Origin of the sequence: Paraburkholderia suaedae (genome assembly GCF_040812055.1) — a bacterium.
Taxonomy (GTDB): domain Bacteria; phylum Pseudomonadota; class Gammaproteobacteria; order Burkholderiales; family Burkholderiaceae; genus Paraburkholderia.
Map to the genome: position 1 here is coordinate 138071 of NZ_JBFOAH010000002.1, position 25471 is coordinate 163541.

General features: G+C 64.3%; 19 protein-coding genes. 10 read left to right on the forward strand and 9 right to left on the reverse strand.

Annotated elements, in window-relative coordinates:
- Positions 1-184: 184 nt before the first annotated feature.
- Positions 185-1909 carry an FAD-dependent monooxygenase gene (locus ABQJ48_RS04055; RefSeq protein WP_367836149.1) on the forward strand — a complete coding sequence of 575 codons (1725 nt, stop codon included), beginning with the start codon at positions 185-187 and terminating at the stop codon, positions 1907-1909.
- 89 nt (positions 1910-1998) lie between these two features.
- Here ABQJ48_RS04055 and ABQJ48_RS04060 read toward each other — a convergent pair whose 3' ends face one another.
- From ABQJ48_RS04060 to ABQJ48_RS04075, 4 genes are read right to left on the reverse strand one after another with little or no spacing between them, the layout of a single operon-like run.
- The gene (locus tag ABQJ48_RS04060) at positions 1999-2253 is read right to left on the reverse strand and encodes a formate dehydrogenase subunit delta (RefSeq protein ID WP_367836150.1); all 255 of its coding nucleotides are present in this window, start codon (positions 2251-2253) and stop codon (positions 1999-2001) included.
- A 7-nt stretch (positions 2254-2260) separates the two neighbouring features.
- Entirely contained in the window at positions 2261-5230 is a 2970-nt protein-coding gene (gene fdhF, locus ABQJ48_RS04065; RefSeq protein ID WP_367836151.1) for a formate dehydrogenase subunit alpha, read from the reverse strand.
- 14 nt (positions 5231-5244) lie between these two features.
- On the reverse strand, positions 5245-6807 hold the full coding sequence (locus ABQJ48_RS04070; RefSeq protein ID WP_367836152.1) for a formate dehydrogenase beta subunit: 1563 nt from the start codon (positions 6805-6807) through the stop codon (positions 5245-5247).
- Positions 6804-7289, reverse strand: coding sequence for an NAD(P)H-dependent oxidoreductase subunit E (locus tag ABQJ48_RS04075; RefSeq protein ID WP_367836154.1), 486 nt, complete (start codon positions 7287-7289; stop codon positions 6804-6806). Before ABQJ48_RS04075 ends, ABQJ48_RS04070 begins: the two co-directional genes overlap by 4 nt.
- Before the next feature lie 135 nt (positions 7290-7424).
- Here ABQJ48_RS04075 and ABQJ48_RS04080 point away from each other — a divergent pair, with 135 nt between their 5' ends.
- Together ABQJ48_RS04080 and ABQJ48_RS04085 are read left to right on the forward strand one after the other, a co-directional pair.
- Entirely contained in the window at positions 7425-8501 is a 1077-nt protein-coding gene (locus ABQJ48_RS04080) for a substrate-binding domain-containing protein (RefSeq protein ID WP_367836156.1), read from the forward strand.
- A gap of 148 nt (positions 8502-8649) precedes the next feature.
- On the forward strand, positions 8650-8916 hold the full coding sequence (locus ABQJ48_RS04085; protein WP_367836157.1) for a hypothetical protein: 267 nt from the start codon (positions 8650-8652) through the stop codon (positions 8914-8916).
- Between the two features lie 79 nt (positions 8917-8995).
- Here ABQJ48_RS04085 and ABQJ48_RS04090 read toward each other — a convergent pair whose 3' ends face one another.
- Entirely contained in the window at positions 8996-9364 is a 369-nt protein-coding gene (locus tag ABQJ48_RS04090) for a COG4315 family predicted lipoprotein (protein WP_367836159.1), read from the reverse strand.
- A 732-nt stretch (positions 9365-10096) separates the two neighbouring features.
- Between ABQJ48_RS04090 and ABQJ48_RS04095 the strand changes: the two genes are divergently transcribed.
- The 5 genes from ABQJ48_RS04095 (at position 10097) to ABQJ48_RS04115 (ending at position 17423) form a co-directional block, all read left to right on the forward strand.
- Entirely contained in the window at positions 10097-11050 is a 954-nt protein-coding gene (locus tag ABQJ48_RS04095) for a lysophospholipid acyltransferase family protein (RefSeq protein WP_367836160.1), read from the forward strand.
- A 93-nt stretch (positions 11051-11143) separates the two neighbouring features.
- The gene (locus ABQJ48_RS04100) at positions 11144-12337 is read left to right on the forward strand and encodes an HlyD family secretion protein (RefSeq protein WP_367836161.1); all 1194 of its coding nucleotides are present in this window, start codon (positions 11144-11146) and stop codon (positions 12335-12337) included.
- Between the two features lie 2 nt (positions 12338-12339).
- On the forward strand, positions 12340-14442 hold the full coding sequence (locus ABQJ48_RS04105) for a peptidase domain-containing ABC transporter (RefSeq protein ID WP_367836163.1): 2103 nt from the start codon (positions 12340-12342) through the stop codon (positions 14440-14442).
- A complete protein-coding gene (locus ABQJ48_RS04110) occupies positions 14435-15970 on the forward strand; it encodes a TolC family outer membrane protein (protein WP_367836164.1) in 1536 nt (511 codons plus the stop codon). Before ABQJ48_RS04105 ends, ABQJ48_RS04110 begins: the two co-directional genes overlap by 8 nt.
- Before the next feature lie 499 nt (positions 15971-16469).
- Complete coding sequence (locus tag ABQJ48_RS04115) at positions 16470-17423, forward strand: LysR family transcriptional regulator (protein WP_367836165.1); 954 nt, start codon at positions 16470-16472, stop codon at positions 17421-17423.
- On the opposite strand, the gene ABQJ48_RS04120 is transcribed toward ABQJ48_RS04115, so the two are convergent.
- From ABQJ48_RS04120 to ABQJ48_RS04130, 3 genes are all read right to left on the reverse strand, one after another.
- A complete protein-coding gene (locus ABQJ48_RS04120) occupies positions 17420-18364 on the reverse strand; it encodes a cupin domain-containing protein (protein WP_367836166.1) in 945 nt (314 codons plus the stop codon). The two genes, ABQJ48_RS04115 and ABQJ48_RS04120, sit on opposite strands and share 4 nt — an antisense overlap.
- Positions 18365-18904: 540 nt before the next feature.
- The gene (locus ABQJ48_RS04125) at positions 18905-19156 is read right to left on the reverse strand and encodes a nickel-binding protein (RefSeq protein ID WP_367836167.1); all 252 of its coding nucleotides are present in this window, start codon (positions 19154-19156) and stop codon (positions 18905-18907) included.
- Between the two features lie 42 nt (positions 19157-19198).
- A complete protein-coding gene (locus ABQJ48_RS04130) occupies positions 19199-22372 on the reverse strand; it encodes an ATP-binding protein (protein ID WP_367836168.1) in 3174 nt (1057 codons plus the stop codon).
- Between the two features lie 133 nt (positions 22373-22505).
- Between ABQJ48_RS04130 and ABQJ48_RS04135 the strand changes: the two genes are divergently transcribed.
- Positions 22506-22862 carry a hypothetical protein gene (locus tag ABQJ48_RS04135; protein ID WP_367836169.1) on the forward strand — a complete coding sequence of 119 codons (357 nt, stop codon included), beginning with the start codon at positions 22506-22508 and terminating at the stop codon, positions 22860-22862.
- A gap of 262 nt (positions 22863-23124) precedes the next feature.
- Complete coding sequence (locus ABQJ48_RS04140; protein ID WP_367836170.1) at positions 23125-24654, forward strand: CYTH and CHAD domain-containing protein; 1530 nt, start codon at positions 23125-23127, stop codon at positions 24652-24654.
- Positions 24655-24730: 76 nt separating this feature from the next.
- Here ABQJ48_RS04140 and ABQJ48_RS04145 read toward each other — a convergent pair whose 3' ends face one another.
- Entirely contained in the window at positions 24731-25078 is a 348-nt protein-coding gene (locus ABQJ48_RS04145; RefSeq protein WP_367836171.1) for a hypothetical protein, read from the reverse strand.
- Between the last annotated feature and the right edge of the window lie 393 nt (positions 25079-25471).

A 25471-nucleotide genomic window follows, 5' to 3' on the forward strand; every position in this document is an offset into this window, starting at 1 on the left:
CCCAACGCCCGACGCCCAACGCCCAACGCCCAACGCCCAACGCCCAACGCCCAACGCCCAACGCCCCGGACATGCAAGCCGCATCATCCACCCCATCCAGCAAGCCCGCCAATGATGCACCGCACCGCTAGGCAGGGCCCGCGCGGCGTACACTAGAGCGCATTTGCTGCCTCCGGAGTGCCGCATGGACGCTGCTGCATACAATGCGTCGCCGGTGCTGATCGTCGGTGCGGGTCCCACCGGGCTCGCCGCGGCGATGAGTCTGGCGCGTGCCCACATCCCCGTGCGTCTGATCGACAAAGCGCCGCAGCCGAACGCCTATTCGCGGGCTATCGGCATTCAGGCGCGCACGCTGGAACTGCTCGAACAGCATCGGCTGATCGAACCGTTTCTCGAACTCGGCCATCGCGCGCGCATCGCCAATCTGTTTTCGAACGGCATGCGTCTCGCGCAACTCGACTTCGACCCGCTGCACACGCGCTATCCGTACCTGCTGTTTCTCGATCAGTCCGTGACCGAGCGCCTGCTCACCGAGCATCTCGCAACGCTGGGCGTGCAGATCGAGCGGGGCGTCGAACTGACGATGTTCTCGCAAGGCGCGGCGAGCCTGCAAGCCACGCTGCGCCGCGCCGACGGGCACACCGAAACGATCCGGCCGTCCTACATGATCGCCGCGGACGGCGCGCATAGTTCGATCCGTCATCAGCTAGGTCTGAACTTCGAGGGCAAGAGCTTCGAGCAGACTTTCCTGCTCGCCGATCTGCACGCCGAAACCGATTGGCCCGACGACGAGTTCCATATCTTCGCGTCGGGCGAGGGCCTCGTGGCGCTGTTTCCAATGGGTCACGGGCGCCATCGGCTGATCGCGGATCACGCGGCGGAGCCGCCACCCGTCGCCGCGCCCCTGACGCCCGCGGTGCTGGGCGAGCCGCCGCTCGACCGGGTGGCCGCGCCGTCGCTCGAGCAATGCAAGGCGTTGATCGCGCGGCGCGTGCGCGAACGGGTGGACGTGTCCGAGCTCGCCTGGTCGTCGTATTTCCATGTGAACAGCCGCATGGTGGACCGGTTGCGGGTCGGCCGCATCTTCCTTGCCGGCGACGCCGCGCACGTGCACAGTCCGGCCGGCGCGCAAGGGATGAACACGGGCATTCAGGAAGCCTTCAATCTGGGCTGGAAGCTTGCGCGCGCGCTCAAGGGCGCGGCCCCGGACCGCCTGCTCGACACCTACCATCTCGAACGGCATCCGATCGAGCGCGACGTGCTGCGGCAGACCGGCTTCATCACGCAGTTGGCCGAGGCCGATCATGGTCCGCTGAAACTGCTGCGCGAGCGCGTGATGCCGGTGCTGGCCGCGCTCGGCCCGCTGCGCGATGCCGCGCGGCTGACCATCAGCGAGTTGTCGATCCAGTACCGGCGCAGTCCGCTCACGCTCGAACGGGTGCTCGACGGAGGGCCGCGCGCCGGCGAACGCGCGCCCGATGCGCTGGTGCATGTGGTGGACGGACCGCTGGGTCGCGCGCCGGGTGTCGGCTGCATTTTCGATTTGCACGATCCGGCGTTCTTCTCGCTGTTTCTACTGCTGCGGCCGCTGTCCGTCGACGACACCCCGCTCGATCCGGCCGCCAAACATGCACCGGCGCAGGACGCGGAAGTGGAGCGGCTCGCCGCCGAGGTCGAGCGGCTGTTGCCGGACGCGGTGCGGATCTGGCGCATCACCGATACCACCGGCGATGGCGGCCCGCCGCTCTCGGAATCGTATGGGCGCACGCGGCCGTCGTTCTATCTGGTGCGGCCAGACGGGTATATCAGCGCGCGCGGGCGCACTGGCTCCGATCTGCTGGCGCTGCTGCGGCATTGCGAAGCGTGGCTGACGGTGGGTGGTGAGATACCGGAGCAAGCCGCGCTGTGATGCGCACCCGTGTCCGGTCGTCGACTGTGACGCACTGAACGAAGCGGCGTGGCGCGCGAGCGGCTCGAACCGCAAGTGCGCCGCGTCGCCTATGCCGGCGTCGCGGCCGCAGGCATCAACTCCTCGCGGTGCTTGACGAGCGCTTCCCGGACGAACGCCGACATCACGACGCCGTGCGCGTTAGGCGCGTCGTCGAGCGTGGCCAGCAGCTCGCGACGCATGCGGGGTTCCCAGAAGTGGCGGATATGATCGGCGGCGCCGGTGAGCGCCTCTTCGCGGTCGGGCATCGAATCGAAGAAGTCGCCGATCCGGTTCGCCATGTCGATAAGGTTGTCAGTGTCCATCGCCGCCTCACTTGCCCGACGTCGCGTTGGCCAGCTCGCGCTGTTTGAGCAGCGCGAGCTGCTCGGTATTGAAGCGCGAATACGCCTGCTGCCATTGCGACGGCTGCTGCACCGGCATCACCTGCACCGCGGTCACCTTGTATTCCGGACAGTTGGTAGCCCAGTCGGAGCTATCGGTGGTGATCACGTTCGCGCCCGACTCGGGGAAGTGGAACGTGGTGTAGACCACGCCCGGCTGCATCCGCTCGGTCACCTTCGCGCGCATCACGGTCTGTCCCGCACGCGATTCGATGCCGACCCAGTCGCCGGTCTTGATGCCGCGCTCTTCGGCGTCGTGCGGATGCAGTTCGAGCAGGTCCTCTTCATGCCAGCGCGAGTTCTCGGTGCGGCGCGTTTGCGCGCCCACGTTGTACTGCGACAGAATCCGGCCGGTCGTGAGCAGCAACGGGAATTTGCGCGTGACCTTTTCCGGCGATGCGATGAACTTCGTAATCACGAACCTGCCCTTGCCGCGTACAAACGTATCGACGTGCATGGTCGGTGTGCCCTGCGGCGCCGCGTCATTGCAGGGCCACTGGATACTGCCGAGCTCGTCGAGCTTGCGGTACGACACGCCGCGGAAAGTCGGCGTGAGACGCGCGATCTCGTCCATGATCTGCGACGGATGCGTGTAGTCCATCTCGTAGCCGAGCGCGCGCGAGAGCAGCATGGTGACTTCCCAGTCGGCGTAGCCCGGGATCGGCGGCATCACCTTGCGCACCCGCGAAATGCGCCGCTCGGCGTTGGTGAAGGTGCCGTCCTTTTCGAGGAACGACGAACCGGGCAGCAGCACGTGCGCGTATTTGGCGGTCTCGTTGAGGAAGATGTCCTGCACGACGATGCATTCCATCGACGACAGCGCCGCCGACACATGATGCGTGTTCGGGTCCGACTGCACGATGTCTTCGCCCTGGCAGTAAAGACCCTTGAAGGTGCCGTGCACGGCGGCGTCGAACATGTTCGGAATGCGCAGACCGGGTTCGGGCTGCAGCGTGACGTTCCACGCTTCTTCGAACAGCGTGCGCGTGAGCGTGTCGCCGATATGGCGGTAGCCCGGCAGTTCGTGCGGGAACGAGCCCATGTCGCACGAACCCTGCACGTTGTTCTGGCCGCGCAGCGGATTCACGCCGACGCCTTCGCGGCCGACGTTGCCGGTCGCCATCGCGAGGTTGGCGATACCGATCACCATCGTCGAGCCCTGCGCGTGTTCCGTGACACCGAGCCCGTAGTAGATGGCCGCGTTGCCTCTGGCACTTGCGCTGGCCTTGCCGCCGGTCGCATAAAGGCGGGCGGCTTCCCGCACTTGCTGGGCCGGCACGCCGCTCAGCGCTTCGGTGGCTTCCGGCGCGTTCTCCGGCAGCGCGACGAAATCGCGCCATTGCTCGAACGCGCGCGCTTCGCAGCGCTCGGCGATGAAGGCTTCGTCGAGCAGGCCTTCGGTCACGATCACGTGCGCGAGGGCATTCACGATGGCGACGTTGGTGCCCGGCCGCAATTGCAGGTGATGCGTTGCCTTCACATGCGGAGTATCGACGATGTCGATACGCCGCGGATCGACGACGATCAGCTTTGCGCCTTCGCGCACGCGGCGCTTCAGACGCGAGGCGAACACCGGGTGCCCGTCGGTCGGATTCGCGCCGATCACCATGATCACGTCGGACTTGTCGACCGACGCGAAGGTCTGTGTGCCCGCCGATTCGCCAAGTGTCGTCTTCAACCCATAACCGGTCGGCGAATGGCACACGCGCGCGCACGTATCGACGTTGTTGTTGCCGAACGCGGCGCGCACCAGCTTCTGCACCAGATAGGTTTCTTCGTTCGTACAGCGCGACGACGTAATGCCGCCGATCGAGTCGCGCCCATGCTTGGCCTGAATGCGGCGGAACTCGGACGCGGCATAAGCGATCGCTTCTTCCCAGCTGACTTCGCGCCACGGGTCGGTGATCTTTGCGCGGATCATCGGCTTCGTGATGCGGTCCTTGTGCGTGGCGTAGCCCCATGCGAAGCGTCCCTTCACGCACGCGTGGCCTTCATTGGCCTGGCCGTTCCTGTACGGCACCATCCGCACGACCTGGTTGCCTTTCATCTCCGCCTTGAACGAGCAGCCGACGCCGCAATACGCGCAAGTGGTGACAACCGAATGCTCGGGCTGGCCGAGCATGACCACGGACTTCTCCTGCAACGTCGCCGTCGGGCACGCGGCGACGCACGCGCCGCACGACACGCACTCCGATTCCATGAACGGCTGGTTCTCGCTCGCCGCCACGCGCGATTCGAAACCGCGCGCCGTGATGGTCAGCGCGAAGGTGCCCTGGGTTTCTTCGCACGCGCGCACGCAGCGGTTGCAGACAATGCACTTCGCCGGGTCGTAGGTGAAATACGGGTTGGACTCGTCTTTCTTGTCCTTGAGGTGATTCGCGCCGTCAAAGCCATAGCGCACTTCTCGCAGCCCTGTCACGCCCGCCATGTCCTGCAGTTCGCAGTCGCCGTTGGCGGGGCAGGTGAGGCAATCGAGCGGGTGATCGGAGATGTAGAGCTCCATCACGTTGCGGCGCAGCGATTGCAGACGATCGGTTTGGGTGCTGACCTTCATGCCCGCTTCGACCGGCGTCGTGCACGACGCGGGATAGCCGCGCCGGCCCTCGATTTCGACGAGGCACAGTCGGCACGAGCCGAACGGTTCGAGCGAATCGGTCGCGCACAGCTTGGGCACGTTGACGCCGGCTTCGGCGGCCGCGCGCATCACCGAAGTGCCGGCGGGAACCGTCACCGTCTGGCCGTCGATTTCGAGCGTGACGTCGACGTCCGCATGACGCGCGGGCGTGCCGTAGTCGATGTCGTCGAGGAAGGCGCCGTTCGCGCGTTGTCGGGCCTGCGACTTGCACGCGCAGTTGCCCGAACCGCAGCCGCCGGTGGGGGAGTTGAATACGTCGGACATGGTGGGCTCCTGGGTCAGGCCGCAGCGGCGTTGGTGGGCACGTCGGCGAGACCGAAGTCTTCGGGGAAATGGTCGAGCGCGGACAGCACAGGGAACGGCGTCATGCCGCCCATCGCGCACAGCGAGCCGGACACCATCGTGTCGCACAGATCGCGCAGCAACTGCACCTGGCGGGTGGACGTGTCGCCGTTGCGGATCCGCCCGATCACTTCGACGCCGCGCGTCGAGCCGATCCGGCAGGGCGTGCACTTGCCGCACGATTCGATCGCGCAGAAGTGCATCGCGTACTGCGCGAGTTCGGCGAGATTGGAGGTGTCGTCGTGCACGACCAGGCCGCCGTGGCCGATCACCGCGCCGACGGCCGCATACGCTTCGTAGTCCATCGGAATGTCCCACTGGCTTTCGGGCAGATAGGTGCCGAGCGGGCCGCCTACCTGTACCGCGCGTGCGGGCCGGCCGCTCGCGGTGCCACCGCCGTAGTCGTACAGCAATTCGCGCAGCGTCACGCCGAACGCGAGCTCGACGAGGCCGCCTTGCTTGATGTTGCCGGCGAGCTGGAACGGCAGCGTGCCGTGCGAGCGGCCCATGCCGTAGTTCCTGTAGAACGCCGCGCCGCGCGCGAAGATGATCGGCACGGTGGCGAGCGTGATCACGTTATTGATCACCGTGGGCTGACCGAACAGGCCCACGAGCGCCGGCACCGGCGGCTTTGCCCGCACGATGCCGCGCTTGCCTTCGAGCGATTCCAGCAGCGCCGTTTCCTCGCCGCACACGTACGACCCCGCGCCCTTCGCGACGAACAGCTCGAAGCGATGCGCAGGCGAACCGAGCACGCTATCGCCGAGCCAGCCTGCGGCGCGCGCGCGGGCGATGGCCGCTTCGAGCGTCGCGATCGAGTGCGGATACTCGCTGCGCACGTAGATGTAGCCGACCGTCGCGCCGGTCACGACACCCGCAATCAGCATTCCTTCGATCAGCAGGTACGGGTCGCTTTCCATCACGAGGCGATCGGAGAACGTACCGGAGTCGCCTTCGTCGGCGTTGCAGACGATGTACTTCTGCGCCGCCTGGGTCCCGCGCACCGTGCGCCACTTGATGCCGGCCGGGAAGGCGGCGCCGCCACGCCCGCGCAGACCCGACTCGATCAGCGCTTCACAGGCGGCGTCGCCGTCGGTTTCGAGCGCGCGGCGCAAGCCTTCGAGGCCGCCATGTGCGACATAGTCGTCGATGGAGAGCGGATCGGTGATGCCGATACGCGCAAAGGTCAGGCGCTGCTGCTTCTTCAGATAGGGAATCTCGTCGACCACGCCGACGCGCCGCGCATGCTCGCCGCCGTCGACGAGGCCCGCATCGAACAGGCCCGCCACGTCGTTCGCTTCGACGTTCGCGTAGCCGACGCGACCGTCGGCGGTAGCCACTTCGACGAGCGGTTCGAGCCACAGCAGACCGCGGGTGCCGTTGCGAACCAGTTCGATCTCGATGCCGCGGCGGGCGGCTTCTGTCTGGATGGCCCGCGCCACATCGTCGGCGCCGAGCGCGAGTGCCGACGAATCGCGGGGAACATAGATGCGCGTCATGCCGTCACCTCCACGCATTTGCTCGCGGCGGCGAAAATCGCGTCGAACTTCTGCGGCGTGACCCTGGCGTGCAGCGTGCCGTTGACCATCATGGCCGGGGACAGCGCGCATTGGCCGAGGCAATACACCGATTCCAGCTCCACGGTGGCGCCGTTCTGGTGCCCTGCGTCGAAGCGACAGCCGGTGTGCGCCTCGATGTGCTGCGCGAGCGCTTCGGTGCCCATGCTGCGGCACGACTCCGCGCGGCACAGTTGCACGGTGACGGGCGCGGGGGGCTCGCTGCGAAAGTGGTGGTAATAGGTGATGACGCCGTGCACTTCGGCGCGCGACAGGTTCAGCGCACGCGCAAGCGGCGCAACAGCGGCCGGGGGCACGTAGCCGAGTTCGTCCTGAATCGCATGCAGCACGGCGAGCAGCGACATGCCTGGCCGCGCGTGCTTCTGCACGACCTGCTCGGGCGCGATGGCGTGGGAATCGTCCAAAAGGGGGCTCCTCCGAAAGTCATATATGCACTTGTCATTCATAATGCGTGCACGTATGCTTCGTTTCGTCAATGTTGTATAGCCGAACGATAGGCGGGTGGACCGGCGCGCGCAATAGGAAATAGTGGAACATATATGATCAGGGTCGAATGCCAAGCGCAGCTCATGGTGACGGGCGCGGACGGCCGCGAGGCAAGCCTGTCGGACCTCGTGCCGCTGCTCGCGCTCGTCGACGAATCCGGTAGCATCGCCCAGGCGGCGGCGCTTAAGGGTTTGTCCTACCGGCACGCGTGGGGGTTGCTGCGCAGTATCGAAGAGCGGCTCGGTGGTCCGCTGATCGCCAAAGAGCGCGGCCGCGGGTCGGTGCTGTCCGAATTGGGGCAAGCGGTGCTGCGCGCGCAGCGTCTGTGCGGCGAGCGGCTGAACGGCAATATGCAGGCGCTTGCGAGCGAAGTGGCAAGCGACCTGAACCGCTGGCTCGCGTCCCCTGTCAACGACGTGCGCATACACGCGTCGCACGGCTACGCGGTGGCCGCGCTGGTGACGGCGCTGGTGGCCGACCATCTGCCGGTCACCATCAAGTATCGCGACAGCGCGGAAGCGGTCAGCGCACTGGCGCGCGGCGAGTGCGATCTGGCGGGCTTTCACCTGCCGCTCGGCGAATTCCGCGCGGTCTGCGCCGATACGTACCGGCGCTGGCTCGATCCGCAACGTCATGTGCTGGTGCATCTCACGCGGCGCATGCAGGGGCTCTTCATCGGCAAGGGTAATCCGAAGCGGATCGGCGGCTTGCGCGATCTCGCCCGCGACGACATTCGCTTCGTCAATCGTCAGCCGGGCTCCGGCACGCGCATGCTGCTCGATCTCGCGCTGCGCCAGATCGGTGTGGATCCCGACCGCGTCAACGGCTATGCGTCCAGCGAACTCACGCATTCGGCGATCGCGGCGTTCGTCGCGAGCGGAATGGCGGACGTGGGTTTCGGCGTGGCACCCGCGGCGCATCACTTCGGGCTCGACTTCATTCCTGTCGTCGACGAGGATTATTACTTTGCATGCGAGCGCGCGAGTCTTGAGCGCGCACCGCTCGCGGGGGTGATCAGGTTGCTGCGAGACAGCGCGTTTTTGCACAGCGTCGAGCATCTGGAAGGCTACGATCCGCGTGAATGCGGCAAGCTGGTCGATGTCGCGGCCGCGCTCGGCGAACCGCGCTGATACTGGCAGTGAGAAGCTGCTGTGACAGGCCGCAGTAAGACCGGGTAACCATCGCGCCGCCTTTATCGCTGCGCAAGGCTTCCGTTTCCGCTAATCTCTCACCTTCCGTCCCGCCTTGATGCGCGCCACGCCGCGCCCCTGAATCGATATGAAAGTTCTTCTACACACGTGTGCCGCCGCCGCAACGGCGGGTGTGCTGCTCGCCACCATGCCGCTTGTCTTTGCCCAGAATTCGCCCGGCGTGCCGGGCGGCATCCTGCAGGACCAGTTCCGTCTTGCCGAGCATCCGCAAATGCCGTTCGCCGCGTCGGCGCCTTCGGACAAATATCAACACGGCAAAGTCTCGGGCCGGCGCAAGCGCGGCGACATGGGCGACCCGAACGGCTGCAATCTGCAGTGTCCCAAAGACGAGTGACGTCACGCTCGCCGCGGCGCCGGCGTAACCAGGCGCCGCGGCTAGCGGCCCGTCTGCAGCAACAGCAGCCGGCTCGCGCTCAGGGCTTGGCCGTGTGCCACATGTCCTTGAAGCCGTCTCCCTTCGCATCCCCCACCTCCTTGTCCGCCGCGTAGCGATACAGCGGATGGCCCTTGTACGCCCATTGCTGTTTGCCGTCGGCGCCCGCAATCAACGTCCAGTCGCCTGATGGCTTGTCGGTCGGGCTCGCGTTCGCGGCCGGCCAGTTGCTCATGCAGCCGCCGGTGCAGGCGCTCGCGCCGGGCGTCGTGTCCTTGTCGAACGTGTAAAGCGTCATGCCGTCAGCGCTGACGAAGCGGCCGTTGCTGAGTCTCGGCGGGTCGGCGAGCGCGCTCTGTTGCAGCGCGACCAGCGCGAGCGGGGCGAGAAAGAGGATCGTCTTGCGCATGATATGGCTCCTGAATTGACAACATAGGGTTCGAGCAGAGGTGGCGGGCGGCCGTTCGCCTGCAATAAACGCATGGATGCCAGGGATATTCCATGAGTTGGGGTGATCCCTGGCGTGGCGACGTAATTTTGTCGCGCAACTAAATGAGCGTTAATTGATGAATGGGAATTCGTCGAATCGATTTGGGAAATTTCCGTTGAGCTTCGGATATTTGTTGTTGCTGATTTTCGGTTTCGTCAGATTCACTCATCTGTCCGCAAGTGGTTAATTGGTTGCGTCAGATTAATTATTGTCTGAATGGCCAACAAACAGCTCGCTTTGCCTTCTGGTCAATCCGGACAGGCCGCCTTGACGCGCGCCACCGGCCTATCGTGGCTGCCGCATACTGGGAGCGCAGCTATTCGGACGACAACGCGTTTGATCCAATAAAGCGAAATTTCCTAAAATAAAGCAGGTCGTGGCGGCTCAATAATTTCTAATGTTAGGATTGCGTTGCTCGATGCAGGGAATTGCTTTCGAGCTAATTTATTCAATCGCTAAAAGGTACTTGAACAATGCAAAAAATTAATCGCAATGAACTGGCTAAATCCGCTGTCGCGGGGGGCTGCTGCAAGACTTCCTGCGCGACGACGCCGACAACGCCCGCGCCGGTAGTCAAGGCGTAATAGCCGGCATGCCGGGGAGGTCCGCGCGGACGTCTCCCCGGTCTAACGCATCAACGTGGAGCCAAACATGGGGTGGTGGGTCAACGGGTCGGTTCTGCTGGCTTCGCTGCGCAACGGGATCGCGCGGGTAATGCGCCGACTGCAAGGCCGATTGATCGCCCGCATGCCGGCTTCGGCAATCGAACCATTCGCTGCTGCCGTATGGACAATCCACAGTCTCGTCGACGCGCGCACGCGCTGGAACGGTATCGCTCGCTGTGAGATCGGCCGTGACGTGTTGCGGCTCGAGCGGTTCAGCGCAATACATGTGTCGTCCGGCAGCCTGCGCGAAAGACTGATCGACCAGCGGATCTATTATGGCCGGCAGTCGCGCGGCAGCGAGGTATGGCCGGATCTGCAAGCCGTCGCGGCAACGCTTGCCGGAAAGATCCGCCAGTTGCAGGCGGACGCGCCGGCACGGCCCGTCATCGTGTCGCCGTTTCACTATGTATCGCAATATGCAAACATTTATGTGATCGACGCGCTGCGCGAATTGCTCGGGCTCAATTCGATCTCCGTGGTGTCCGGTGTGCCACGCGACATGTACGGCGAGGACCAGACGCTCATTCCCAGCGTCACCGTGCTCTACACGTACGGCGAGAGCGACCGCAACGGGCTGGGCCTGCGGGTGGCCCGAACCTTGAGACGCAATGGCGTCGCGGTGCTGTTCGCCGATGTGCCGCCGTTCACGCTGTACCGCTACCCGATGGAGACCGTTAGCGTGTCGATATTCGGACGTGACGCGCGCATCCATAACGGCGTGTTCCGGCTGGGCGCACCGTTCGACGCAGTGCTGTTGCCGTTTTATCTGCGTTTCGAGCGGGGCCGCTTCAGCGGCGAATCGTTCGAGCCGCTGCCGCTCGCCGGTCCCGACGCGCCCCAACGGCTAGCCACGTACATAGAACGAGCGGTGCGTGACAACTATCGCGACTGGCTCGTCGCCGGACACCCGTCGATGTACGCGTTCGCGCCAACCCGCTAGACATTCGTCCGTGAGGCAATCCCGTCGCGCGGCCCGACGCCCGCCTCGGGCGGACAGACCCAGCGCCGGTTGCCAACCGACGGCAATAACCCTATGGAACCCATTCAACTTCCGCAGTTCAGGGACATCTCGTGGCGCTGGATCGCGTATGCGACATCCACGCTCATAGCCGTCGCGATCGCGTTCGCGTTTGTTCGCGAGGTCGAATTGAAGCAGGACGTGCGCGCCGAAATCGTGTCGCCGGCCGAGATCAAGATTCAAGGGCTGAGCGGGCTCATATCGGAGATCTACGTGAGCCGTGCGTCGCGCGTGGCGCCGGGCGAGCCGTTGTTTCGTCTCGACCGCGATTTCTCGCTCGCGAGCAACGGCCTGCAACGCACGGCTTTCGATGAACATGAGCGCGATGAGCAGATTCGCACGAGCGATGCCCAGTACCTTCAGCGCAAGGCCGATCTACGCGCACAACTCGATGCCGCGCGGCTCGCCGCGCAAAGCCGGCACGCGGAAATCGCCGCGCTCGGCGAGCAGTTGGCGCAAAACCGCGCGCTCGCCGATGAAGCTGGCCGCAAACTCGCGCGGCTCGAGTCGGTGGCGGACTACGTCGCCGCCGACCGCATCGAGCAGGCGAGCGCCGACACGCATCAGGCGAAAGTTGCGCTTGCGCAAAGCGCTGCTCGTCGTCAGCAGCTCGCGGCGGATCTGGGTGCCGCGCTCAGCACTCAAGCGGGCCTCGGCGCCCAGCTCAACGAACTCGATGCGCGCCACGCGCGCGAGTTGCAGGACATTCGCATGCGCTTCGAACAAAGTCGTCACGACGCCACGATTTCCGCGCCGAAAGCGGGCGTCGTGACCTATTCCGCACTGGTTCCCGGGCGCACGCTCGCGCCGGACGACGTGGCGCTCGTCATCTCGACCGGCGAGAAGGGCGCACTGCGCGCCGCGTTGCGCATTCCGTCGCGGCGGCGCGGCTTCGTCCGCGAAGGGCAAATCGTGCGGCTCAAATTCGACGCGTTTCCGTATGCGAGATTCGGCAGTTACCCAGCGCGGATCGACTCGATTTCCCGCACTACGGTGCGCTCGCCGATGTCGCAGGCAGGCGCCTCCGAGCCGCGCAGTCCAGAGGGCGATTACATGGCATGGGCCACGCTGGGCGGCGACACGTTCAACTTCGAGCGGCAACGCTTCGACATCCTGCCCGGCATGGTTGCGACGGCGAGCATCGTGATCGAGCGCCGCACCATCGCCGAATGGGTGCTTGCGCCACTGTTCCGTGTGCTGCGAGGCTGACGGTGCGCGCAATCTATCAGAACGAAGTCGCCGAATGCGGCTACGCCTGCCTCGCGATGGTGCTGTCGCACTTCGGCCGGGCGACCGAAGTGCACGAATTGCAGGCGTTCAGGCCGGTCTCGGCAAACGGCTTGTCGCTGATGGACCTGTACGACGTCGCCATCGAATTCGGGCTGGCGGTGCAGGCCTACCGTTTCGCCAGCGGCGATCTTCCGAGCGTCAAACGCGGGTCGATCCTGCATTTCGGCGGCGCGCATTTCGTCGTGTTCGAGAAATGCGGGCGCGGTTATGTGCAGGTGATCGATCCGGCATGCGGCCGTCGGCGCATTTCGATGGACACCTTCGTCGCCAACGTATCCGGCTATCTGCTCGAATGCGCGCCCAGCGCGACGATGCCGCGCATCGGCAACAAGTCGCGCGTGCCGGCGGCGCTCGCGCGGGTGCGCGCACTCAATCCGCAGCTCAGCGCGCAGATCGCCAAGGTGATGTTCATCGCGCTCGGCAGCCAGTTCGCGATTCTCGCGATGCCTTATCTCGGCAATCTGGTGCTCGACGACGTCGTCGCGGCCGACAACCTGAATCTGCTCAACGTTCTGGTCCTGACGTTCTCCGGCATCTTCATAGTCGGCGCGCTGAGCCAGTACATCGAAACCTACCTCGTCGAACTGTTGCACGGCCTCGTGCAGATGAACCTGACCGAGGGGCTGCTGGCGAAGCTGCTGAGCAATCCGATCCCGTACTTCGAGAAGCGTCACGTCGGCGACCTGTTCGCGCGCGTGAAAGCGCAGGACGAGATCAGCGCGTACGCGACTCGTACCATGATCGCGCTCGGCATCGACCTGGTGGTCGGCTTGCTCGCGCTGGCGCTAATGCTCGCGCAAAGCCCCCCACTGACGTTGATCGCGCTGCTTGTTTTCGTTCTCTACGTGGTGGTGTCGTTCGCACTTTTTACGCGCATGCGCGACACGCACGCGCTCGTGCTGGAAGCGTCGGCGCGCTGCGACGACACGCTGATCGAGACGATTCGCGGCGCGTCGCTGATCAAGCTGTCGCAGGGGGAGACGCGGCGTACCGCGATCTTCATGGCGAAGTACCGCGCGTATTTCGCGGCGCTCGTGCATAACAGCCGCCTCGGCAGCGCGCGCGACGCGATCCTCAAGCTGGTCAACTACGCCGACATGATTGCGATCACCTGGTTTGCCGCGCGCCTGATGCTCGGTGGCGCGATCTCGGTGGGCGTGTTCTATTCGTTTCTGATCTACAAGTCGTTGCTATCGGAGCGCTTCGCGCGCTCGATCAACGCGGCGTTCGCCTACTTCATGCTGAGCGTGCCGGTCGCGCGGGTGGGCGATATCGTCGGCGTCGAAGCGGAGCGCTACACGCCGCCGGGCGACGTGCATAAGACCGTCGAGGTGCGCAGCTTCGAGCGTATCGACGTGCGCGACGTCACGTTCCGCTACGGTGTGTCGGATCAACCGGTGCTCAGGAATGCGAACCTGGTGATCCGCAAGGGCGAGAAGATCGTTATCACCGGCGCGTCGGGCAGCGGGAAGTCCACGCTGTTCAAGCTGCTCGCCGCGGCTGAGCCGGTTCAGGAAGGCGAGATCCTGCTGAACGGCATCGCGTGGCCGAATCTCACCGTCGACGAAATCCGCCGGCATGCCGTTCATATGCGGCAGGGCGATCTGATTCTGCACGGCTCGATTGCGGATAACGTATCGCTCTTCGCCGGCAACGCGGACGAAGCGCGCATTCACGCGCTGCTCGACGATGTCGGCCTGCTGCCCGACGTGATGCGCCTGCCGATGCGCACTCGCACCGTGATCAGCGACACGATCGCGAACATTTCGGCCGGGCAGCGGCAGCGTTTGCTGCTAGCGCGGGCGCTATACCAGCAACGCGAACTGCTGCTGCTCGACGAACCGACGTCGAACCTCGATCCCGCGTCGGTGCGCAAGATCGTCGGATTGCTGCGGCGTATCGAGCGGACCATCGTGGTGATCACGCACGACATGTCGCTCGCGGCTGCATTCGATACGCGTTATCGGCTGGTCGACGGTGCGCTGCTTTGCGAGGCGCGTGCGGAAGCGCTCGTCGATGAATAAGCGGATGGCGCCGGGCCTGCTGATCGCGCTCGCGTCGCTCGGTTACGCGAGCCCCGCCGCAGCCGTCAACCTGCTCACCGTTGCCGACCAGGCGGTCGCGCACGACGCGGAGCTGGCGGCGTCGCGCGCGGGCTCGAGGGCCGCGCGGCTCGCGGTGCCGAAGGCGCGCGCCGCGTTGTTGCCGCAACTGGCGGGCGGCTGGGGGCGCGCGTATAACCGAACCTCCATCGACGGTGTTCCGACCGATAGCTATTGGCAAAACGGCTGGACCGTCACGCTGACGCAGCCGGTCTTTGACTGGAGCCGCTGGACGACCTACCGCCAGGCCGACTTGATCAGTGCGCGCGGCGCGCTCGACGCTGCGCGAGCGCAGCAAGGGGCCATCCTGCAGGCGGTGCGCGCGTACTTCGACGAACTCGCCAGCGAAGACGAACTGGCGCGCGCCGACGACTACACGCTCGCGCTCGAACAGCATATCGAGCAATTGCAGCGTCGGCGGGCGGCGGGCGAGGCGACCGTCATCGACTTGCGGGACGCTGACGCTGCGCGCGAGCAGGCCCGGCTGCAGCAGGCCGATGCACGCAGCGATGTGCAGCTGCGGCGCCAGGCGCTAGAACAGATCACGGGCCAGCCGTTTACGTCACTGGCGCATTTGTCGGAGGCCGCATTGATGCCACGCTTGAGTCCCGACGACCGCGATAGCTGGGTTGCTCGCGCACAGGCGCACGACTACATGGTGCAGTTGAAGCAGATCGACGAGCGGATCGCGCAGTTCGAAGTGCAGAAAGCGCGCGCGCGGCACTTGCCGGTCGTCAATTTGACGGCGAGCCATACGCCGGCTGGCGCGGCCTCCGGCTACGTGCGGCCGACCACCACCACGACCGCGATGCTGTCGGTGACGATTCCGATTTTCGAGGGTGGCGAGACGGATGCGATCATCGACGAAACCCTGGCACTCCAGGACAAAGCGCGCGAGGAACTGCTCGGCGCGACGCGAATAGCGGGCGCGACCGCGCGGGAAAACTGGTCGCGCTTCCACGACGGCGTGACGCGGGTCGAACAGTTGATGCGGGTCGTGCAGACCTCGCGTGCCGCGTTGAACGCGACGCAGGTGGGCTACAAGGTGGGCAGCCGTACGAGCACCGATGTACTGCGAGCAGCGGATTCGTTTTATACGGCCCGTCGCGATCTGATTCGGGCGCGTTATACGGCGATTGTCGCGTTGCTGCAGCTCAAGGCCGCGACGGCGGCGCTGGACGCGGACGAGGTTGCGCGGGTCAACGGGTTGCTGGCTGATGCTGCGGAGGACGGCGGCTTCGTGGTGGAGCGGCCGGCGGTGGTCGTAAATCCCGCAGCTGCGGCTGCGATGGCGGTCGCTGCGGCGGATCGGCCGGCGCATGCGCTAAATGAGCAAAGTGCCGTCGTCCAAAGCGGGCAACAGCCAGCGGCGGATGCGGGTACGCCGGTGATGACGCCGATTGACGCGTTGCGCCTCGCGCAGCACCGAGCGCTTGCGGCGACGCGCTGACCAGCGCGCCAAGCGATTTGGCAACAAAACCCCCGCGAGCCTCAAGCGAGCGGGGGTTTTGTAAAAGCAGCGTTGCCTACGGGATGTTTGGTGGGGCGGGCGACGGCCAACATCATGCTGCCTTCCTGTTTGCTGACCGCGCGAGACTAGTATTCCGCGGCTGCCCGGCGGTCCGGTTGAGGTGCGCCTCAACTGGACGACACACAGGCTTGTGGGATGTAAGGCAGTGCGCGGCCAACAAGCGACACTCGCGGACCTGTAACCAGCGGCCGAACGGTCCCGTGAAGCGGACTTTCGCATTTCAACGCTATGGCTTTGACGCTGCGATCGGCTCCTCTTCACGTTAGCAGCGCCGTACCAGTACACTACCCGCCTAAGCAAATCCGGATTATCCGGTTCGCGCGCATGCGCCGAGGTCCCGCGGACAGAGCGTTTCGCGGGTTCCGGTCCTCACTTCGTGAAGCTCCTTGCAGAACGCTCAATTCGCGTCAGAAATGCCATGGATTATTTTGCCGCGGTACGGGCCTTCGTTTGCGCAGCGGAACTGCAGAGCTTCAGCAAGACGGCCCATGAGATGGCAGTCAAGACCTCGACCATCTCGCGCTACGTGAGTGAGCTGGAAAAGGATCTGGGCATTGCCCTGTTTAACCGGTCGACGCGGGGGCTCGTCCTGACGGAGGGCGGCAAGCTATTTCGTGAACACGCCATGGTTGCCCTGCAGGCGCTCGATGACGCGCGCCAGGTTACGTCGTCACTGAATCGCACACCGCAAGGCGTGCTGCGAATCACGATGCCGCCGGCATTCGGGCGCCGGCATATCGTGCCGCATCTGCCAGCGTTTATGACGCGCTACCCTGACATCGACCTCGATATCGTATCGACCGACGAAAAGCTCAACATGATCGAAGCTGGCATTGACGTGGCGATCCGTATCGGCGTGTTGCCGGATTCGTCATTGATGGCCAAACGCATTGCGCCGCATCGTCGTATCGTCTGCGGCAGCCCGGCGTATTTCGAGCGGAGCGGGATGCCTCGTGTCCCTCACGATCTGGCCGCGCACGATGCGCTTCGCTTGGCCCTGCTGCCCGACGACAAATGGTCTTTCACTTGCACCGCAGATGCACAGGCATCGCCGGAGCAGGTGCAGGTGGAATTGCAAGGGCGCTTGCGCGCCGACGACTCCGAAGCCGTGCTGGAACTCGCTGTGGCCGGCTGCGGCCTTGCTCTCCTGCCGACCTGGCTTGCGGCTACGGCCCTGCGCGAAGGGCGCCTGCAGCACGCGCTGCCTGCATGGGAGGCGCGCACGGGGCGAGCCGAGCCAGCCGTCTGGGCGGTCTACCCGCCGAAGAAAATCGTATCGTCGAAGGTACGCGCCTTCGTGGATTTCTACGCCGAGGCGATTGGCGAGCCGCCGTACTGGGACGACGGACTCGCGCAGGCGCTTCGGCCTTAGCGGGCGAAGCGGATGTCGAGCGTGCGCAACCAGGTTTGCAAGCCGGCATCCTGGATCGGAATCACATAGGCGTTCTCGTTCGTTTCATTGAAATGTGCATGCCAGTATCCCGGCGGTGTAACAAACGCCATCCCGGCTTCCCAATCGACGCGTGTCGGATTCGCGATATTGCCGTTCTCGTCCAGTTCGGTACCGACTAGCGTATAGACGCCTGGCGTGCCCCCGGCGATGAAGTCGAGTGCAATCGACTGGTGGCGGTGCGGCTTCTGCATTGAGTTGGGCGGCACGATGCCGAACATGGCCCACAACACATGCGTGACCGTTCGCGTCTGCGGGAAGTTGGCGTTGCCCATCAGCACGCTGATGCGGTTTCGGCGGCCCGCATTGGCTTCTTCCGAGACCTTACGCAATTCCGCCTGCGCCTGGGCGGCCGGATAGAGCGTCGGCGCAAAACGCGCCCGGACGCCGGTCGTGCCGAGATAGGTGAGCAGCGGCGCGTCGTTGACGTAATAGAGCGTGGCCGTCGCGTCGGCGGACAGCACAGCGGCTTCGCCGCCTGGTAGGGTGAAGAAATCGCCCTGCGCGAACGGGAAGCGGGTCTCAGCCTGCGTGACGCTGCCGGTTCCGCTGATGACGTAGCAAACCTGCGAGGTCGCGTTCGGGGCGAGCGTCAATGCGTCCCCCGCGTTGATGCGCAGGAAACTGGCGCTCAAGCCGGGACCGGTCGCGGGGCCGGGGCAACCCAACTCCGCTGAGAGGTCGAGCGGCACGACTCGGGTTGCGCCGTCCGCGTACAGCGAAGGCGGGAAATTGCGGAAAGGCACGCGGGAGATGAGCTTCGCGCCGATCGGATTGGCGGACGACGTGTACTCGAAGTATTGCGCGTCCAAGGTCGCGACAGCTGGTTCGGCGAGAAGCGCCGGGGACGTCTTGGTCAACATGTTTTGCTCCTTCAGATTAGGGAAGCTTCGTGCGGGTCCCCTCATGCAGTTGGGGATAGCGTCCGAAAGCTGATCCGACTATAGGCGCGGGTCGCTGGCCTCAGAAGTGCCGGGAATCGAAATCACCTTTGCGCAAAGGGGCACACCGTGCGTCTGCTTCGGGGACGCCGCTGGTTGTTCGGGATGGGGCCGGTGCGGCAGTTCGTCGTCGACCCCGGTTCGTAGGAAGCGACGTCAACAATGGCGTGTTGAAGGGCCGCAATCTTGGTGACAGCAGACGTTTGTCGTCCGACATTAATCGTCCGCTCGGGGTCGGTTTGGTGCGTTCGCCGTCGGCGCGGATTAAACATGAGTGCTTTTCTAGTCGTCCTGCCGTTCGGTCGTTCCTGGTTGTGTCACGAGTCTCCCATTACACGCATGCCGGTCCGGTTTGTAAGTCTTCTCCGAACGCGTCAGCAGACTAGCAGGGCCGAGTACCGGCGCGCTCGCCGCAGCAAGGAGTTCCTTGACGCCTGGTCGAGGCTCTCGGCTCCTGCGGCTTCAGCTTCCTATCACCTCGCCTGACCAGATGTGGTCAAAGGCAGCGCCAGCTTCCCGTTGCACCTTGCGGACGGTTTCCGCGTCGGGGGCATCGTATTCGCAGATCATATGTCTGCGATCCAGGGAAACCACGCTGCGCTTCCAGATGACGCCGTACATTTCGCTGCACGGTGCGAGGCGGTCTTCCACTATGGACAGGTCCGCATCCGACTGTGGCCTCGGAAAGCTCCTTTCAACGACGACGTGCGACATGGTAATGCTCCGTGGGGCGAGAAAAACTGCATCTGCTGCAATCTATTCCATGTGCGTTTGAACGATGGTTGTAGTCGAGGGGTAGCGCTCAGGGATTCGTTGCAGTGCTGCCTTGCTCCCAGGCGAAATCGGCTTGCCGGCGAGCAACTCACGCAGCGAAGCGAGAAGGGACTCGGCGGATTCCATCTCGCTTCTCGCGAGCGCGGCCTCGACCAGCACCGCTGTCGCAACGATTTTCCCGGTCGGTGAATCGAGGACTTTCGCTGCCTCGAGCGCTTCACTTGCGTGAACGCTCGCACGGCCGCTGTCTCCACAGTCCAGACAGATCTGCGCCACCGCGTTGAGCGCATAGCAAAGATGCCGCTTGTCGTCGGCCTTGCGTAATGCGTCGAGCCCTTCGAACCCGCACGCGCGCGCGTCGCCGCCCGTCAGACGGAGCGACGCAATGGCGCTGATGACCTCGGCGTAGGGCGCACCCGGGTAGCCCATACGACGCGCGGCCACGCCGATCGCGTCGGCCAACCGCGTGACCTGCGAGTAAGCGCCGCGCTCGAAATCGACGGTCGCGAGCCAGACGAGACACTGATACTCGCGCCAGTGGTCCCCGATCGCTTGCGCCTGCCGGACCGCGTCGTTCAACTGTGCGGATCCCGCATCCAGTGCTCCGTCGGCTCGCGCAAGCAGCGCTTCGCCCCACATCAGTTCCACGACGCGCAGATCGAGGCGTCCAGCCAGCTTCTGCGCTTCCTCCAGAACGGTGCGTGCCCGCTGCAGGTCGCGCTCCAGTTCGAGCAGACACCGCCCGGTATTGGCAAGCTGTTTGCACCGCGTCGCCGCATCGGCTTTGCGCGCCGCAGCTGCTGCGCGGATCGTGACTTCACGCGTGCGTTCGACGTCGTTCGCCTGTTGTGTGAGCCACGACAGGCTATGGAGACCTTCCACCACCTCAGCATGTAGCGACAGCGCTTCTGCTTCCTGAATGGCCTGCTCAAATTCCTGTTCCATCGACGCAGGACATGCCGAGCCGGAACTCGCCATGGATACGAGTCGCGCGGCGAGTAACCGGATTTCGAGCCGAACCCGCTCGCTCCCGCGCGGCAATGAGCGCGCATGAGCCAGACCGCGTTCCGCGACAGCGCGAGCCTCGCTGGCCGCGAACACTGCCTGGCAGTGGTGGCTGGCTTCGACGCACGCTAGCGCCGTCATGCGCGAGTCGCCAGCCAACGTCGCGTGATGAACGACTTCGCCGTGCAGTCGCGGGTCGTGCGGGCTCGCGGCCAGCAGTTGCCGCGCGATCTGCTGGTGAATCGCTCGCCGGTGCGGCTGCGGGAGCATCCGATAGACGATCTGTCGCACCAGATCATGGGTGAAATCGAACCCAGTCTGGGAGACCGCGGCAAGAACGCGTCGACGTTGCAGTTCGGCCAGGCTCGACAGCACGTCGGCGAGCGGTCGGTCGAGCAGATGCGCAAGCTGCTCGGGCGCGAATTCGCGCCCGATAGAAGCCGCGAACGACAGCAGGTCGCGCGTGCGCGCATCGATCGGTGCGAGCCGCTCCCCGATCAAGGCCTCGACATTGGGCGTCGAGGCTTCACGATGCGCGCATTTTGCGCGGGCCATTTCGAGCACAAAGAGGGGATTGCCGCCACTGTCTTTCATCGCCTGTTCGATCTGGAGATCGCTTCCCGACGCGTCGATCAGTGCGGCCACCTGGGCAGCGGATAGTGGCGCCAACTCGACGCGCGTCACCTTGCCGTCGCGCGCGAGCGACTGCAGCAAAGTCGCTGCAAACCGGTTGTCCTCGGTTTCGGCAGGACGCGCGGCGGCGACAAAGACAACCGGCAGGTCGGGCGTAAGCCGCCGCAGAACGAAATGCAGGAGCGCCGCCGATGCTTCGTCGAGCCAATGAACATCGTCGAAGACGACGGCCAGCCGCTGTTCGACCGACAGACGGCCGAGCAGGGCGACGACCGCCTCGAAAAGCCGCTCGCGGCTGCCCTCATCGCGCTGCATGTCGGACGTGCTGTTGACAGTTGTACGTAAGAGCGGCGCGAGCGTTTCGTCAACGGCCTGAGGCGCCGTGTCGCTCGTGGCGTGGCGCAATGCGTCTATCCAGATGCCGTATGGGCGGATCGTCTCGGCTTCGTAGCAACGAGCACGCAGCACGCGATAGGCGGCATTCGAAGCGCACTGGCCGAAATACTCGAGCAGGCGCGTCTTGCCGATGCCCGGCTCGCCCGTCAACAGCGTCAACGTTCCGGCGCCCGACGACGACGCCAACACGTCATCGAGCCGTGCGCGCTCCACTTCGCGCCCAACCAGAGGCAAACGCGAGCCCGGTTCCTGATCGCGGGTGCTCCCATACCCGCGTTGCACGGCAGTCCGGAGACGGTCATCAGGCGCAAGATTGTCAGCGCGCTGCACACGATCGCTACCGTGACCGGCGCGACGCCGGCATGCCTCTTCCCGATTGCGCCGAACCGCGTCGTCGAGGCTCGCACACGCGCTCCCGCCCATCTCGCGTTGGAGCAACTCGCGCGCATATTGGTAATGCTCCTGCGCATCCGCATGACGGTCTGCCGCGTCCAGCAGGCCGATCAGCGTTGCGTGGGCCGACTCGTCGAGCGGATCGGCGTCGATCAGTTCGCGCCCGTACTGCAACGCGCGCGGTACATCTGACGCCAGCGTCGCGACCAGCGTGCGCAGCACTGCGCCACGAATCCGGCCGAATCGTTCACGCTGGCTAACACACCAGTTGTAGAAGCGGTAGCAGCTGGGAAGCTCGAGCCCGCCAAGAAAGTCACCACGCAGCAACTGCGCTGCTTCCTGCAGCGCAGCAACGGGTGTCTGTTCCACTCCCCGTCCGAGCAGCGCCTGAAGTCTGGTTACATCGATAAATGCATCGGCGGCTTCAAACGCCACATACGTGCGGCTCGCCACGATGCGTTCGTGCGATGCGTCGTCGAGCAGAGGGCGCAGCTTGGACAGACCCCAGCGAAGTGCTGCGCGCGGATCGTCGGGACCCTCCCAAAGCAGGTCGCACAGCGCCGATCTCGATACCGGGTCGCCGACCACAACGAGATAGCCCAGCAGCGCGCGCGTGCGGCGCGATGCGGGCAACGGAATCCGGGCGCCACCGCGCGTCAGTTCGAGTTCGCCGAGGAGGCGAATACGCAGTGGGCCGCACGAAGCGTCAGCAGTTTCGACGTTTCCCACGATGGCTCCAACGCTCAATACAACCTTCCGGGCGCACGCTGATTCCGTCAAACAGCAAACATCCGATCGCCGCTTACGCCCAGATTACTACCAGAGTGGAATGCGCTGCTACCGGAAATCAATGGAGGTCAACATGGCTAACTATCAGGGCAAGCTCTTCGAATACGTCGGCGCAGTGGTGCATCGATGCGAGGCCTCAGGTTCGGAAGCAACGCCGGCCCAAGTGGACGCGCTCCGCTTGTATGGAGCACTCGCTGACAATCCCATCTCCGCCCAGCAGCTTGCGAAGAGGACGGGGACCGATCGGGAGGCAGTGCTTCAGTGGTTAGGGTGTCAGGTCTCGCGCGGCCATGTTCAGTACGATGCCGCGCAGCAGCGATACTGGATCAGCACGTCACAGGCATCTGCAATGGGCTGCGAGCCGGGAGTTTGCCTTGTGCCCGCTGCTTTCGTGGCCTCATCGATCCATACCGGGCCACTCGCGCGGTGATGCGGCATGAGGCGGCAGCAGGTGCTTCGGCCGCCGCTTGCCCTTCGCGTCCACAACCCGCGAGCGAAGGAGCAGCGGGCGTGACTCGTTTGACGACGGTCGGGGAATTGGGTGCATCGTTTTTCCGCGGACATCGGTCGGACCAAGCGCAACGTCTGGCATCGAGCGTCAAGTATCGCACTCGCCAGCGAGCCGCACGCCTGACGTGCAATCTCGTGGTTTCGGTATAGGCTGATAGTCGGGAACGCAAATAGGAGGCAGCATGGAACGGGAGTTGAAGCTGCGAATCCCCACCGAAGATCTCGAGACGTTGCGCCGCGCGCCTTTGCTTTCGCCACTGAAAGGCGAAGGGGACGCTCCCCGATTGCTAGTAAGTACGTATTTCGATACGCCCGAGCTTGCGTTCCACTGGTGCAAGTCTTCGCTGCGCGTGCGTGCCGCGGGGAACGAGCGAGTCCAGACGCTGAAACTGGAAGGATCGGTGCAGGCGGGCTTGTTCGACAGGGAGGAGTTCGAGATGCCCGTCGATGGCGACACGCCCGATCTGAAGTTGCTGCAGGACCAGATCTCCGCTGATACCGACTGCGGCAGGCTGATCCGTGACAGTGCCACTGCCGCCCGGTTAAAGCCGGTGTTTGTCACCCGGATCAATCGATCCGTCATTCCGCTGCGCTTGCCGTCCGGAGATGAACTCGAAGTTGCGCTCGACGAGGGGACTGTCGAGGCGGAGTCCGGCTCGGTGCGGATCGCGGCTGTGGAACTGGAGCTGAAACACGGCCAGCCAGAGAGCCTGTACGGCGTCGCGCTCGAGTTGCTGGAAATCGTGCCGCTGCGCATCGACCATCTCAGCAAGGCCGATCTTGGCTACGAACTGCTCGTAGCGGAGCACAGCGACGCGGTCAAGGCACAACCGGTGCATCTGAACAAGCGCGATTCGATCGAGGACGCATTCTGCAATATCGCGCGCAACTGTCTGGATCAGGTCCACGCGAACGAACGTGGCGTCGTGTCCGGCCACGATCCGTCGAGCGTGCACCAGATGCGCGTGGGGCTTCGTCGTCTCCGCTCGGCGCTGGATCTGTTTGCAAAGCTGATCCCCGCTTACTCCGGCCTTGACGACGAACTGCGCTGGATTGCATCGGAGCTCGGCGCCGCACGTGACTGGGAAGTGCTCGCGGGATCGACGCTCGAACATGCGGGGACCAACGGCAACGCGGACGAAATCCTGCCTGTCCGGCAGGCGTGCGAGCAGATCGCTGTCAGCAACCGGCAGCGGGCGGCAGCCGCAGTCGAGTCGGTTCGCTATACCCGGCTGGTTCTCCAACTCTCGCTCTGGTTGAACCGAAAGGGATGGCAGGACGGGATGTCGGACAAGCAGCGTGAGGGAATGGGCAGGCCCGCCCGGCAGTTCGCCGCAGAAGTTCTGCGTGGTCGACACAGGAAACTGATCGAACGCGGCAAGCGGCTCGCCGATCTTGACGATCATCGTCGTCACCGCGCCCGCATTGCCGCGAAGAAATTGCGATACGCCACCGAGTTCTTTGCGTCACTGTGCCCGAGGCGCGCCGTCCGACATTATGTCAGTGCGTTGACCGAACTCCAGGATGACCTAGGCTGGCGCAACGATGCCGTTGTCGCCGACCAGCTGTTGAAACTGCTGCCGCGAACATCGCCCCAAGCGACGTCGGGTGCGGCCTTCGCGCGAGGTTATCTCGCTTCACGCGTGGCTGCCGATCATCAGACATTGAAGAAGCGGTGGAAACGTTTCAGACGCCTTTCGCCACCGCACTAAGCAAGCCTGTGGCTCCAAGGGAAAGGTCCGCTTTCCGGCTTGCGGAAGTGGGACGCTTTCGACGGCAGACGCTTGCTCAGCCCTTCGTTGGTCGTCGCTGTGACTTCTTGCTGCCGATCATGTCGTCCGTCTCGCGCAGCGCGGCATTGGCGTCAACTAACAATGCCGCGTCGTGGTCAAGCAGCACTGCCTCGACGGCTTCAAAGGCCTTCTTTAGCTCCTTCTGCCCAGGTTTCGTGGCGTTGCCGCCTTCCGAAATGGCATCAGCTTCCTTTTTCAATCGCTTTACGAGTTTCGCAGCGCACCGGCTGTCGAGCGATCTGTTCTGGACGAACTTCGTGATCTGTATTGTCAATGCCACCAGTGCCTGTTCAGTCGTTTCGTTGGAGGCGCTGGCATCGTCGGACAGCGATTTCTTCCTCATCAAAATTCTCCAAAGTGTATAGACTCCCGGAGCGCGGCAGCGAGGAGAAAGTGTAACCTGGCGAACTGGGATACCTAAGGTACCCTTCTCCGAATTCGAGTGATCACCGTCCTCGGCTAGTGCCGCCCCCCCCCTCGACGAACACATGAAAGTGAATGTCATCAGTCGCGCTCACCCGAGCATTTACCTGGCAAGTAGCGGGCGTCGCCAAAGGCGATAACGGCCTGACTTCGGTCGTTCGGTCTTGAGGAGGCTGAAAGTCCGTTCGGGATAGCTATGAAGCGGTTTACATAGAGCAGAGATTTTTTTGATTACCGATCGCTGGCTCGCTCCGACTCGCCTGTTCACCCGTCAGTAGCCGGCGATAAATGACACAGTTCGAGAATCCTTTGT